Origin of the sequence: Agrobacterium sp. NPDC090273 (assembly GCF_044772305.1) — a bacterium.
Taxonomy (GTDB): domain Bacteria; phylum Pseudomonadota; class Alphaproteobacteria; order Rhizobiales; family Rhizobiaceae; genus Agrobacterium.
In genome coordinates, this window is sequence record NZ_JBIVYN010000006.1 from 401,136 (window position 1) to 414,178 (window position 13,043).

14 protein-coding genes are annotated in these 13,043 nt (G+C 55.5%); 12 read left to right on the plus strand and 2 right to left on the minus strand.

The window, feature by feature from the left end; translation table 11 throughout:
- Positions 1 to 176: 176 nt before the first annotated feature.
- The 4 genes from aztA to ACIQT8_RS18260 all read left to right on the plus strand — a co-directional run bounded on the left by aztA (position 177) and on the right by ACIQT8_RS18260 (position 3,338).
- Positions 177 to 968, plus strand: coding sequence for a zinc ABC transporter ATP-binding protein AztA (gene aztA / locus ACIQT8_RS18245; RefSeq protein ID WP_400967981.1), 792 nt, complete (start codon positions 177 to 179; stop codon positions 966 to 968).
- Positions 955 to 1,827 (plus strand): zinc ABC transporter permease AztB, encoded by an 873-nt coding sequence (gene aztB / locus ACIQT8_RS18250; protein ID WP_400967984.1) that lies wholly within the window; start codon positions 955 to 957, stop codon positions 1,825 to 1,827. The genes aztA and aztB overlap by 14 nt, the downstream gene beginning before the upstream one ends.
- 28 nt (positions 1,828 to 1,855) lie before the next feature.
- The gene (gene aztC / locus ACIQT8_RS18255) at positions 1,856 to 2,845 is read left to right on the plus strand and encodes a zinc ABC transporter substrate-binding protein AztC (RefSeq protein WP_400967987.1); all 990 of its coding nucleotides are present in this window, start codon (positions 1,856 to 1,858) and stop codon (positions 2,843 to 2,845) included.
- Positions 2,846 to 3,191: 346 nt separating this feature from the next.
- Positions 3,192 to 3,338, plus strand: a complete 147-nt coding sequence (locus ACIQT8_RS18260) for a DUF1127 domain-containing protein (RefSeq protein ID WP_400967990.1) — start codon at positions 3,192 to 3,194, stop codon at positions 3,336 to 3,338.
- A gap of 326 nt (positions 3,339 to 3,664) precedes the next feature.
- Here the strand turns inward: ACIQT8_RS18260 and ACIQT8_RS18265 are convergent, their stop codons facing one another.
- Entirely contained in the window at positions 3,665 to 4,105 is a 441-nt protein-coding gene (locus ACIQT8_RS18265) for a response regulator (RefSeq protein ID WP_138793252.1), read from the minus strand.
- A 274-nt stretch (positions 4,106 to 4,379) separates the two neighbouring features.
- Between ACIQT8_RS18265 and ftsZ the strand changes: the two genes are divergently transcribed.
- The 3 genes from ftsZ to ACIQT8_RS18280 all read left to right on the plus strand — a co-directional run bounded on the left by ftsZ (position 4,380) and on the right by ACIQT8_RS18280 (position 7,290).
- A complete protein-coding gene (gene ftsZ, locus ACIQT8_RS18270) occupies positions 4,380 to 5,342 on the plus strand; it encodes a cell division protein FtsZ (RefSeq protein WP_138793251.1) in 963 nt (320 codons plus the stop codon).
- 173 nt (positions 5,343 to 5,515) lie between these two features.
- Positions 5,516 to 6,214: a GntR family transcriptional regulator gene (locus ACIQT8_RS18275; RefSeq protein WP_138793250.1), complete on the plus strand. Its 699-nt coding sequence runs from the start codon at positions 5,516 to 5,518 to the stop codon at positions 6,212 to 6,214.
- A 110-nt stretch (positions 6,215 to 6,324) separates the two neighbouring features.
- The gene (locus ACIQT8_RS18280) at positions 6,325 to 7,290 is read left to right on the plus strand and encodes a dihydrodipicolinate synthase family protein (protein ID WP_400967994.1); all 966 of its coding nucleotides are present in this window, start codon (positions 6,325 to 6,327) and stop codon (positions 7,288 to 7,290) included.
- A 194-nt stretch (positions 7,291 to 7,484) separates the two neighbouring features.
- Here ACIQT8_RS18280 and ACIQT8_RS18285 read toward each other — a convergent pair whose 3' ends face one another.
- Positions 7,485 to 8,522: an Ldh family oxidoreductase gene (locus ACIQT8_RS18285; RefSeq protein ID WP_400967997.1), complete on the minus strand. Its 1,038-nt coding sequence runs from the start codon at positions 8,520 to 8,522 to the stop codon at positions 7,485 to 7,487.
- A 349-nt stretch (positions 8,523 to 8,871) separates the two neighbouring features.
- Here ACIQT8_RS18285 and ACIQT8_RS18290 point away from each other — a divergent pair, with 349 nt between their 5' ends.
- The 5 genes from ACIQT8_RS18290 to ACIQT8_RS18310 all read left to right on the plus strand — a co-directional run bounded on the left by ACIQT8_RS18290 (position 8,872) and on the right by ACIQT8_RS18310 (position 13,035).
- On the plus strand, positions 8,872 to 9,678 hold the full coding sequence (locus ACIQT8_RS18290; protein WP_262528446.1) for a transporter substrate-binding domain-containing protein: 807 nt from the start codon (positions 8,872 to 8,874) through the stop codon (positions 9,676 to 9,678).
- Positions 9,679 to 9,747: 69 nt separating this feature from the next.
- Positions 9,748 to 10,413 (plus strand): amino acid ABC transporter permease, encoded by a 666-nt coding sequence (locus ACIQT8_RS18295; RefSeq protein ID WP_262528447.1) that lies wholly within the window; start codon positions 9,748 to 9,750, stop codon positions 10,411 to 10,413.
- Between the two features lie 12 nt (positions 10,414 to 10,425).
- Positions 10,426 to 11,079, plus strand: coding sequence for an amino acid ABC transporter permease (locus ACIQT8_RS18300; protein ID WP_400968001.1), 654 nt, complete (start codon positions 10,426 to 10,428; stop codon positions 11,077 to 11,079).
- Complete coding sequence (locus tag ACIQT8_RS18305) at positions 11,072 to 11,794, plus strand: amino acid ABC transporter ATP-binding protein (protein ID WP_400968004.1); 723 nt, start codon at positions 11,072 to 11,074, stop codon at positions 11,792 to 11,794. Before ACIQT8_RS18300 ends, ACIQT8_RS18305 begins: the two co-directional genes overlap by 8 nt.
- Entirely contained in the window at positions 11,794 to 13,035 is a 1,242-nt protein-coding gene (locus ACIQT8_RS18310) for an NAD(P)/FAD-dependent oxidoreductase (RefSeq protein ID WP_400968007.1), read from the plus strand. The genes ACIQT8_RS18305 and ACIQT8_RS18310 overlap by 1 nt, the downstream gene beginning before the upstream one ends.
- Positions 13,036 to 13,043: the final 8 nt, after the last annotated feature.

Genomic DNA, 13,043 nt, shown 5'->3' on the forward strand with positions numbered 1-13,043 from the left:
TCATTGCAGTAATGTAATAACATAACATAATGCGATCCTGTCAAACTCAATCTGCGGAATTTCTGCCCGCACGCTTCATTTCCAAAATTTAATGTTATTTCATTACATCTCAATTGACCGATGTAATAACATTACATAAATGATGAGGCTCAGTTGAATACCCGACGGAGTGATCGATGGACGATCCTTGCCTCTCATTCAAGGAATTGACTTTAGGATATAACGGACAACCCGCTTTGCTGCGCCTGCATGCCGAGATCTCAAAGGGTTCGCTTACGGCGATCGTCGGCGCGAACGGTTCGGGGAAATCCACCCTTTTGAAGTCGATAGCGGGAATTATCGCTCCGCTCTCGGGCGAATGCCTCAAGGCTTCCGGTGTCTCTGTCGCCTACCTGCCGCAGCAGTCTGCATTAGACCGCAGCTTTCCCGCACAGGTGCGTGATCTCGTTTCACTTGGCTTGTGGCCGAGACGAGGCCTTCTTGGCCGGATCACGTCCGGTGATCGAGATGCCATAGGCGAGGCGCTGGCGACAGTCGGTCTTGCGGGCTACGAGCGCAAGGGGATTGATGCGCTCTCCGGCGGGCAGCTTCAACGCGCGCTCTTCGCCAGGACCATCCTGCAGGAGGCAGATCTCATCCTTCTTGATGAGCCTTTCAACGCCGTCGATGAGAAGACCGTTGCCGAGCTAATGGCTGTCATCGCCGAGTGGATCGGAGAAGGCCGGACCGTGATCACGGTCCTCCATGACTACGAGATCGTTCGTCAGCACTTCTCCACATGTATGCTTCTTGCACGTCGTCTCGTTGGTTTCGGCCCGACCGAGGAGGTTCTGCAGCCCGCCATTTTACGTCAGGCAAGGCGGCTCTACGAAACCGAAGGCGAAACTGCTTTCTGGTGCGAACCGGCCGAGCAAGTGTCCTCCTATCAGAATTTACACTCGGTCAGAGGCTTGCATGCCGCTGTTTGACATGTTTCTCGCTCCCTTCCTCGATTATGCCTTCATGCAGCGTGCGCTGGCAGGCGCCCTGCTTCTGTCTGTCAGTTGTGGTCCGGTCGGAGTTTTTCTCATGTTGCGACGGATGAGCCTGACGGGAGACGCGATGTCTCATGCCATTTTGCCGGGCGCTGCTCTCGGTTTTCTTTTCTATGGCCTGGAGATCTTGCCGATGACCATAGGCGGGCTTGTTGTGGGCCTGACGGTCGCGTTAGGCGCAGGCGCAATTTCCCGCGTAACGATTCAGAAAGAAGACGCCTCGTTGGCTGCGTTCTATCTCATCTCACTGGCGCTAGGAGTTCTACTCGTATCGTGGCGTGGTTCGAGCATCGATCTCATGCATGTACTTTTCGGTACGGTTCTTGCCCTGAACAACGAAGCACTCGGTCTGATCTTGGGGATCTGCGTCATCAGCCTGTCGATCATGGGATTTTTCGGTCGTGCGCTGTTTGCCGAGTGTCTTGATCCGCTTTTCCTGCGTTCAGTCAGCCGTTGGGGTGCGCCGGTTCATTTCCTCTTTCTCGCAGTTGTCGTTCTCAATCTCGTCGGCGGCTTTCAGGCCTTGGGGACATTACTCTCCGTCGGCCTGATGATGTTGCCGGCTGCCGCAAGCCGTTTTTGGGCAAGCCGGGTTTTCCCCATGTGCCTCGTATCGATCGGCATTGGCATGGTTTCATCTTGCGCCGGCCTCCTTCTTTCCTACCACGCGTCCTTGCCGTCTGGACCGGCGATCATTCTCTCTGCCGGTGCGATCTACGTCCTTTCCATTCTTTTCGCGCCACGCGGCATCGTTCGGGATGCCGTTAACGCGATCCGCCTCAAAACCACCTGAAATACAAACTCTCAAAGGAGATATACCCGTGCTTTCAACGTTACGTTTTGCCACATGCGCAAGCATCCTCACGCTTTCGACGATGTTGGCCACACAGGCGTCGGCAAAAGATCTGAAAGTTGTCGCCAGCTTCTCCATCATTGCGGACTTCGCCAAGAATGTCGGCGGTGACCGGGTGACGGTCACAACGCTTGTTGGGCCAGATGGTGACGCCCATGTCTATGAACCCCGGCCGGCAGACGCGGTTGCGGTCAGCAAAGCCGATGTTGTGCTTGTGAACGGGCTTGAGTTTGAAGGTTTTTTGAAAAGGTTGATCGAAACAAGTGCAACGAAGGCACCGGTTGTCGAGATGACAAAGGGTGTTGAACCACTGAAACTCTCTGAGGAACCGGCAGGGCACGCACATCCAGAAGCGGATGAGGCGGCGGAAAACGGTCACGGACATGACCATTCCCACGGTGATGAAGATGGGCATCATCATCACGGCGAATTTGATCCCCATGCTTGGCAATCCGTCAGCAACGCCATCATTTACGTGAAGAACGTTGCCGACGCATTCTGCGAGACAGACAAGGCCGGTTGCGCAACATATACGGCCAATTCGGAAGCCTATGTTGCCAAGCTTCAGGAACTCGAAGATCATGTGAAGACAGAGGTTGCCGCCATTCCGCAAGAGAAACGCACGATCATCACTTCGCACGATGCGTTTGGTTACTTCGAACAGTCATATGGCCTGGAGTTTCTGGCCCCCGAGGGCGTTTCAACGGAATCGGAAGCATCTGCTGCGGATGTCGCCAAGCTCGTGGATCAGGTGAAGGAAGATAAGGCCTCGGCGATCTTCGTGGAAAACATCACCGACAAGCGACTGATCGAGCAGATTGCAAAAGAGACCGGCCTCAAGGTTGGTGGGACACTCTACTCTGACGCGCTTTCGACCATGGACGGCCCCGCTTCCACCTATATCGACATGATCAACAATAATATCGATACAATCAAAGCTGCCGTGCTTTCGCAGTAAGACGGTCATTCGGTAAGCTACCGGGGAGGGCGGCTACAGGGCCGCCCTCGTCATGTCTTCATGTACCGTTTCTTGGCAACTGGTGTGATAGATCAGCAATGCGAACACAGTACTTGTGACCGATTACGGAGCGATCGGACGGTTAACTTAGCCCTTAGGTGGCTGAAAAATTGGCGAACCGGTAATCCTCCGCATAGGATTCGCAATGACCTCTGCATTTAGCGCATGGGTGTGTTGACGTAATCTGCCTGTTAAATCGCCGCGAAAGCGAGCATATAGGGGTCATCAAAGGACGCCGGAACGAAAACGTTACTGACGTCACCAAACCTCAGGAAAGGGTAATGTCATGAACGTAGCACGCTCCTTCAATAACTGGCGCAAATATCGTCTGACCGTCAACGAACTCGGCCGTATGAGCACTCGTGAACTGCACGATCTGGGTATCGATCGCAGCCAGATCGCTAGTGTCGCGCGCCAGGCCGTCGGTATCTGATCTAAGGTACGATCATATCCGATGATGTTTGAAACGCCCGCTTTGCGGGCGTTTTTGCGTTTCCAGGGCCTGCGTTGATCGAGTTATGCGTACTGTGCATGTCTGCGCTGCGTAGTTGTGCCTAGGAAACGCGCAAGAAAATGCTATCTTAAGATCATCAGACGGACACTCCTCCTCCCAGTCCGTTTGGTGAACGGGTCGTCTCTACCTCCTCCCAGAGGCGCCCACTGAACAGCGGTTACCTCCTCCCAACTCGCTGTTCGACCTTTTTAAAAAGCCTGTCGCACCTCCTCCCGCGGCAGGCTTTTTTGTTTCTCAAGACATATTCAATCGAATGCCATCATACCGATAGGTGTGACCGCACGTGTGCCATTCCGTTTGGCGACTGCATAAGCCAGGCATTGTTCGACGGCGTCGAACGGAACAGGTTTTGTAATAACGCCTGCGCCGATCCCGAGATTAACAACCACTTCTGGATTTGCCGTCATGAAAATGACGATCACTCCGTCGTCAGACAGGCGCTTGGCGATCTCTGGACCTGTTTGACCGTCCGCCAGGTTCACGTCCACAAAGGCGATGTCGGCGTCACGACCGAGTGCGACAGCTTGGTCGAGGCGGTTGGCAATGCCGATTACATCGGCGTCGTCTTCCGCCTGGAGAATGGAATCTTCAATGTCCATTGCAATCAGGAACTCGTCTTCGACGATCAGCACCTTGGGCTGTTTCACCATCAAATCGTTTCCGTGCTGGAGAATGTTCGCCAACATATGCTTGCCTCCATTGTGTGCTCTCTAGTCTCGGCAAGAGGCAAACACCTTTCACGGCAGGTCGTTCCAATTTGAGAGAAACATGGTGAATGGAGTGTAAACATTCTCGGTTTTGGGCTATCAACTGCGAAAGCGAAGCAGTTGATTCGGTTTGGTTTTCATCCGGGGGAAGTGGTCGGAGAAACATGCCTGCTACCGGACTTTCGCCTTTTTCCGCAGGCATTCCGGCCCGAACGCGCCGGAATCGAGAAGACTTAGAAAAGAGAACCAGACGATGAGCCAGTCCCCGCACGCCTCTATTGCCCGCAATACGCCCAATATCGCCGTTGTCGGCGTCGGTGGAGGTGGCGGGAACGCAATCAACAACATGATCGCCGAAGGTATCGGTGGCGTTGATTTCATTGCAGCAAACACGGACGCGCAGGCGCTGAAGAAAACCAATGCGCCTCGGTTGGTCCAGCTCAGCTCGGAACTGACAGGCGGTCTCGGCGCCGGTGCCGATCCGGAGGTCGGCCGGCAGGCTGCTCTCGATTCCCTTGACGAAATCATGGATCACCTGAGCGGCTACGACATGTGCTTCATCACCGCAGGTATGGGTGGCGGCACGGGGACAGGTGCTGCGCCGGTGATTGCCGAAGCTTGCCGTGCCAAAAACATCCTGACGGTCGGTGTCGTCACGCTGCCATTCAGTTTCGAAGGCGCTCGTCGCATGCGGGCAGCAGAGTACGGTTTCTCAAATCTGCTCAATACCGCCGATACCGTGATCGTCATTCCCAACCAGAACCTTTTGCGAATTGCGGATGCGGGAACGACATTCGAAAATGCGCTCAAGACCGCGGATAAGGTTCTTTCACTCGGTGTCAGGTGTATTACCGATTTGATCCTGCGCGAAGGTCTGGTGAATCTCGACTTCGCAGACGTCCGATATGTCATGAAGAACGGTGGACGTGCGTTGATGGGGACGGCGCAAGCCAAGGGCGAGAAGCGTGCTTCTGAGGCAGCAGCTGCTGCGATCGCCAATCCACTGCTCGGCGAGCCTTCCCTGAAAGAAGCGCGCGGGGCGCTCGTTTCTATTTCGGGCGGTAACGACTTGACCCTTTACGAGATCGACGAAGCAATGACGCTTGTCCGTGAAGCTGTCAGCGAAGAAACCGACGTCGTGATGGGTGCTTCGTTCGACCCGACCCTCGATGGTGGTTTCAAGATTTCGGTTGTTGCAACCGGCCTGCGGACCTGATCGCCACAAACCGACATTTTCCGAATAAAAAACAACCGTTGCGGATAATTTCGCGACGGTTTTTTTATTTGTGCCGCATGATTGTTTCACCATAAGCGGTGAAGAGCGCGTCGTCAGCGTTGATAACAAAAAAATATGATCGTACACTTTATGTCGACAAAAAGGATTCAAAGATGACGGATACAGGTGCTTCTGCCGAGCGCAAGCGCGGCTCTGGCGTAAAGATGGTCTACGATCTGCTGCGCGACGAAATTCTAGATCTAGTGCTGCCGCCAGGTAGTCCTATTGATGAAGTTCAACTTGCTGAGCGGTTCAAAATGTCCAGGACTCCCATTCGGGAGGCCTTGGTTCGCCTTTCCGGTGAGGGGTTGATCGATACCCTGCCGAACCGGTCGACAATGGTGTCGAACATCGATTTTCTCAACATGCATACCTATTTCGATGCGTTGGTGCTGATGTATCGCGTCACCACGCAGCTTGCCGCCCAGTATCATCGGCCAGAGGATCTCGTCGGTATCCGCGCACACCAGGCGGAGTTTGCTAAAGCGGTCGAAAAGCAAGACGCGCTTGCAATGATATCGACCAATGCAGCCCTCCATCTTGCAATCGCCGAAGCTGGCCGTAATCCGTATTTCATCACGCTGTTCAAGCGCCTGCTTGATGAAGGACGACGCATCCTGCGGCTTTATTACCAGTCTTACGAAGACCGGCTCCCGAAACGGTACGTGGAAGATCATGATGAAATGATTGCCGCGATCGCCGCGCGCGACATTGTTCTTTCAGAGAAACTTGCCCGTGAGCATGCCGAGCAAATTGTGCGGCAAGTGCAGAAATTGCTGGTGCGTGAAGATCGTCTGGAAATATCGCTCTAACTTGTCGATTTCTTGTCGACAAATAAAATACAAGACGATAATGTGTCCTTCGAAAGGGTGGCGCAGGCGCGCGCCCGTAGCCACGAACAGACATTGATGAGGAGCTTGTAATGACGGCCAGCATTTTTTCTGGTGTGATCCCTGCGCTGATGACGCCCTGCAAGGACGATCGTACCCCTGACTTTGACGCGCTCGTCCGTAAGGGCAAGGAACTGATCGCGGACGGTATGTCTGCCGTTGTTTATTGCGGTTCGATGGGCGACTGGCCGCTTCTGACTGATGCACAGCGCATGGAAGGCGTGGAACGCCTGGTGAAGGCAGGCATTCCGGTGATCGTCGGAACCGGTGCCGTCAACACGGCATCCGCAGTGGCCCATGCAGCGCACGCACAGAAGGTTGGCGCGAAGGGACTGATGGTTATCCCTCGCGTTCTGTCGCGCGGTTCGGTCATTTCCGCTCAGAAAGCACATTTCAAGGCGATCCTTGCTGCCGCCCCTGAAATTCCTGCTGTGATCTACAACAGCCCGTATTATGGTTTTGCAACGCGCGCCGATCTTTTCTTCGCCCTGCGCGCAGAACACAAGAACCTCCTCGGCTTCAAGGAATTCGGTGGCCCGGCAGACATGCGTTATGCCGCTGAAAACATCACCAGCCGTGACGATGAGGTCACGTTGATGATCGGCGTTGATACGGCCGTTTTCCACGGCTTCGTCAATTGCGGTGCGACGGGTGCGATCACTGGTATCGGTAACGTTCTTCCGAAGGAAGTCATCCACCTTTGCAATCTGTCGCAGGCTGCCGCGAAGGGCGATGCCGATGCGCGCGCACGTGCGCTCGAACTAGAGCAGGCACTGGCCGTACTGTCGTCGTTCGACGAAGGCCCAGATCTCGTTCTCTACTTCAAGCACATGATGGTGCTGAAGGGAGACAAGGAGTATTCGCTGCACTTCAACGAAACGGATGTTCTGTCCGACAGCCAGCGTGGCTACGTAGAGGCTCAGTTCAGGCTGTTCAACAACTGGTATGCCGACTGGAGCAAGCTTCCCGGTGCAGTGCAGGCCTGCAAGGCAGCCTGATCGCCAGCTGATCGCTCTCTTCGCTTTATGGCTCCGGGCTTTGGTCCGGGGCCATTTGGCATGACGAACGTCAAGGCTGTTTAGCTAAGTCCCAGGCAGGTTGTCACGGACAGTGCCGTGCCGAGGCCCCATTAATATCGTCGCGCAAAAAAAGGCCCGTCATGCGGGCCCTTCGTTTTTTGCGAGATAAGCGGTCAGGAGACCGCATCCAGACCTTTTTCGAGAAGGTGATCGAGGCTCGATCGCTCTGCTTCAGTCAATGTGATCCCTTCACTTTCGGATTTGGCTCTGGCGGCGAAACGGCGGCCTGACGGGAGGCGAGCGCCTTGTCCGACGATCGCTTCGAAAAGGATTTCCGCGCGCTGGAACGGATCTCCGGGGCGGCCTTTTGCAAAGGCTTCCGGCGAGAAGGCAATGATCAATTCACCGTGGAACGGTGCGAGTGTGGTCGTGCCGAGATAGTCGAGAACCTCAGGACTTGTCAGGTCGCCAATCATGATGCCAGCGAGAAGTTCTATCATCGTGCCGATTGCGGACCCCTTGTGTCCGCCAAAAGGCAGCATCGAGCCGTCGAGGGCGGCATCCGGGTCCGTCGTAGGGTTGCCATCGCGATCGATGGCCCATCCCTCTGGCAGTTGCTTGCCAGCCCGCCGGTGCAATTCGATCTCACCGCGTGCCGCAACAGATGTGGCAAAGTCGAAGACATAGGGCGGCTGATCCTTGCGCGGCCACCCGAACGCGAACGGGTTGGTTCCAAGCAGCGGCTTGTTGCCTCCGGTCGGGGCGACGGTTGCGTAGCTTGGGCACATGACAAGACCGGCTAGGCCGTTCGTCGTCAATCCCTCGACTTCTGGCCAGAGGGCCGAGAAATGCGTGCAGTCGTTGATCACAAGCGCTGCGACGCCAAGCCGGCGGGCACGCTCCACCAGGACCGGAAGTCCGAGTTCATAGGCGGGATTGGCAAAGCCGCCCCGGGCGTTGACCTTGACGATGGCGGTACCTTCATCGGGCAGTATTTCCGGCACGGCGTCGGGCTTGACCTTTCCGGCCTTCACGGTGCGCAGCGCGCCTTCAATCCGGAAAATACCATGAGATTTGCAGGCATCGCGCTCTCCCGCGACGATAACCCTTGCAAGAGCCCCGGCCTGGATCGCATTCAGTCCGGCCTTCAGAAAAATCGCCTCAACCCGTTCGCCAAGAGCAGTGATCGTGAGATTCGTTTGACCTGTCATTGTTACCTCTGGAATGTTCTTCGCGTCTTTCTGGATACATAAAGTATACAAAGCTACCTGGGATGCAACGCGCGATTTTCGGAAGGCGAGCGTTTATCGCAGCGGATGTGTCGGGGGCATTGTTAGGAAGTCGGATGGACAAACGGCATGCCGCTGATGCACCAGCAGAGAAGCATGTCTGTTTTCAGAGCGTTAGTTCTGTTTGTTCGAGCAGCCGGCCGCGTCTTTTTCGCAGGTGCAAAAATTCTTTTTGTATACGTGTTGTATTTTTTATGTTGATTTCTCGTATTCTTGAGGAAATAGTGTCCTTGCCTTCAAGGGCAGACCAATTGCTGGGAGCAAATCAAGAATGAGAAAAACGGTCATCTTCGCCGGCCTGCTGGCCGCCGCATCCGCCATGACACCGGCCAAGGCCGACAAGCTCGACGATATCATTTCCTCGGGTACACTGCGTTGCGCTGTTGTGCTCGATTTCCCGCCGATGGGTTCGCGTGACGCGAACAACAATCCGGAAGGCTTCGACGTCGATTACTGTAACGATCTTGCCAAAGCGCTCGGCGTTACTGCCGAAATCGTCGAAACACCCTTCCCAGAGCGTATTCCTGCTCTGATGTCTGGGCGTGTTGATGTGGGCGTCGCCTCGACGTCCGATACGCTGGAGCGTGCGAAGACTGTCGGCATGACCGTTCCGTACTTTGCATTCGAAATGGCTGTCACTGCCAACGACAAGTCGGGTATCAAGTCTTTCGAAGACATGAAGGGCAAGACAGTCGGCGCGACCGCAGGTACGTTTGAAGCAATTGCACTTGAGAACTCCGTCAAGGAGTGGGGTGCTGGCGAGTTCCGTCCCTATCAGACGCAAGCCGATGTCTTCCTTGCGCTGAGCCAGGGGCAGATCGACGCAACGGTTTCGACATCGACTGTCGCACAATCCAACGTCAAGAGCGGCAAATTCGGCGGTATCTCCGTTGTGGGTAAGGCACCCTACGATATCGACTACGTTGCGCTCTTCACCAATCGCGACGAATACGGCCTAATCAACTACCTGAACCTGTTCATCAACCAGCAGGTACGTACAGGTCGTTACGCCGAGCTTTACGAGAAGTGGGTGGGCGGCGAAGCGCCCTCGCTCGCTGTTAACGGCGTCTATCGCTAATCAGGACTTTTTGAAACGGCGCGATCAACATGATCGCGCCGTTGATCGTTTCTGAAAGGTGAGACGGTTATGTTTAATTACACGTTCCACTGGAACCAGGCGCTGAAGGCGTTGCCGCAGCTCTTGGACGGTGCGGTGGTGACGCTCCAGATCGCGATCCTGTCCATGGTGATCGGGCTGGCCTGCGCAATAATGCTCACCCTGTTCCGGTTATCGGAAAATCGTGCCCTTGGCGCGTTTGCCGCGACCTGGGTCGAAATTGCCCGCAACACGCCGGCTTTGTTCCAGATCTACATGGCGCATTTCGGCCTTGGTAACTTCGGTATCCACCTCAGCCCATACACGGCTCTGCTCGTCGGCATCGCCTTCAACAACGCCGGATATTTGGCGGAAAATTTCCGCGGTGCGTTGAAAGCCATCCCGGATACCCAGACCAGGTCTGGCCGATCGCTTGGGATGACGTCGATGCAAACCTTCCGGCTGATCATTCTGCCCCAAATGCTGCGCGTCGCGTTCTTGCCGGCCACCAACCAGATGGTTTGGGCAATCCTCATGACCTCGCTTGGCGTGACTGTGGGAATGAATACCGACCTTGCGGGTGTTACCCAGGCGCTGAATGCCAAGTCATTCCGTACCTTCGAATTTTTCGCACTTGCAGCAGTCATCTACTACGTGATTGCCAAGATCGTCACGCTCGCCGCCAGGGTTCTGGCATGGCGTCTGTTCCGTTACTGAGAGAGGTGAGCCATGTTCGAAACCGCTCTCACCTGGAGTGATCTCGCCTTTCTTGCCAAAGGGGCAGGAATGACCCTTGCCGTTACGGCAGTTGCCGTTACGGCAGGTACGGTCATGGGGATTGTCTTCGGTATTATCCGCGTTCAGCTCGGTGCATATTGGTCGTTGCCTTTGACCTTCGTGCTTGATGTGTTCCGCTCTGTGCCGCTGCTCATCCAACTCGTGCTCGGCAATGCGTTTCAGTCGATCGCCAAGCTTGGCTGGCCGCCTTTCACCACGTCCTGTGTCGTGCTGTCACTTTACACCGCAGCCTATTGCACAGAAATCGTCCGCGGCGGTATTTCCTCTGTGCCGTCCAATACAAGGCGTGCCTGCCGATCTCTCGGCATGACGTGGTCGCAGGACATGCGTTATATCGTCCTGCCGCTTGCCACCCGCGTGTCACTCCCGTCGTGGATCGGTCTGACACTCGGTGTCATGAAAGATTCTGCACTTGTGCTGTGGCTCGGCCTGATCGAGCTTTTGCGGGCCTCGCAAATCCTTGTCACCCGCCTCCAGGAACCGCTTACAATCCTTCTGATTTGCGGTGCCATCTACTTCATTATCAGCTTCCCCATCGCCCGGTTCGGCGGGTATCTCGAAAGACGGTGGTCCCCCAATGATTGAGATCGAAAACGTCCGTAAATCCTTCGGCCCACTGGAGGTTCTGAAGGGGATCAACCTCACCGTCAGCAAAGGCGAGGTAGTCACCATCATCGGTGGCTCCGGCTCTGGAAAGTCGACACTTCTCACCTGCATCAACGGTCTAGAACCAATCGACAGCGGCAAGATCGTTATTGACGGGACCGAGGTTCACGCCAAGACGACGGACCTGAACAGGCTACGCCGTAAGGTCGGCATCGTGTTCCAGCAGTGGAACGCCTTTCCCCACCTAACGGTCCTGGAAAACGTTATGCTGGCACCGCGAAAAGTGCTCGGGATTTCGAAAGAGCAGGCAGAAGAGATTGCAGTCAAGCAACTCACCCATGTCGGTCTCGGCGAGAAACTGAAAGTCTATCCGAACAGGATGTCTGGCGGACAGCAGCAGCGAATGGCAATCGCCCGCGCGCTTGCGATGTCGCCAGAATACATGCTGTTCGACGAGGTGACATCGGCACTGGATCCAATGCTCGTCGGCGAGGTTCTCGATACCCTGAAAATGCTTGCTGAAGAGGGGATGACGATGATCTGTGTCACCCATGAAATGGCTTTCGCGCGCGATGTGTCGAACCGCGTCGCATTTTTCCATCAAGGGGTCATGGCCGAGATTGGAACGCCCGAGGAGCTCTTCGGGTCACCTCAACAGGCAGAAACACAGAAGTTCCTCGCGAGCGTTCGTTGATGACCAGTCCCGATGTTCTCGTCATTGGGGCGGGTGTCGTTGGCCTGTCTGCAGCAATCGCCGCACAGGCACGCGGCCTTTCCGTTATAGTCGTTGACAGGCAGGGGCCTGCCGCCGGTGCTTCCGCCGGGAATGCCGGGGCGTTTGCCTTCACGGATATCCTGCCGCTCGCCTCGCCAGGTATTTTGTGGAAGGCTCCTAAATGGCTTATGGACCCCCTTGGCCCACTCAGTGTTCCACCAGCTTATGCTCTGAAAATCGCGCCGTGGATGTTCCGGTTCTGGCGGGCATGTGCTGCCTCGCGGGTCGAGCATTCTACCGCCGCGCAGACGGCAATGATGGATCTCTCCAGAGCTGAGCTTGAACCGTTTTTGAGAAAAACCGGCACAATCTCCATGCTGCGCAAGGAGGGAAACCTTCAGGTCTATGAAAGTGAGGCTGAGTTTGAAGCTTCATTGGCCGGATGGAAGGCACGAGCCCGTCACGGCATTGAGTTCAGGCACCTCAATGCTGAACAGATGGCCGAAATCCAACCGGGTATTGCGCCAAGGTTTATCAGCGGTACCTTTACGCCAGGCTGGTATTCAATCGCAGACCCTGAACTCTATACACTCGCTCTCGCCGAACATTTCCGTGCCACCGGCGGCACGATTGAAAAGCTTGACGTCACTAGCCTTCGTTTAGAGGGTGATGGGGTCGAGGCTACAGGCCTGGATGGACGCAAGTTGAGAGCCGCAAAGGCCGTGGTTGCAGCAGGTGCTTTCTCCCATAGAATTGCCCATTCCCTTGGCGAAAAAATACCGCTCGAAACCGAGAGGGGGTATAATACCACGCTGCCAGGCGGGGCGTTTGACCTTCGTACGCAGATTACCTTTGGCGGGCACGGTTTTGTCGTCACGAGACTGACGAGTGGCATTCGCGTCGGAGGCGCGGTTGAACTCGGCGGGCTGGAACTGCCGGCTAATTTTGCACGCTCGGAAGCCCTTTTGAACAAGGCCAAGGCTTTCCTTCCTGGACTCAAAGCGGATGGCGGCCGGCAATGGATGGGGTTCCGTCCATCCTTGCCAGATAGCCTTCCTGCAATCGGTCATGCACGGCAGTCAGACCGTGTTGTCTATGCCTTCGGCCACGGACATCTGGGCCTGACACAATCGGCGGGTACGTCTCATATTGTTGCAGACCTGCTGACCGGCCAAAAGCCACCGGTGGATCTGGCACCATTCTCGCCACAGCGGTTTTGACAGGAGCA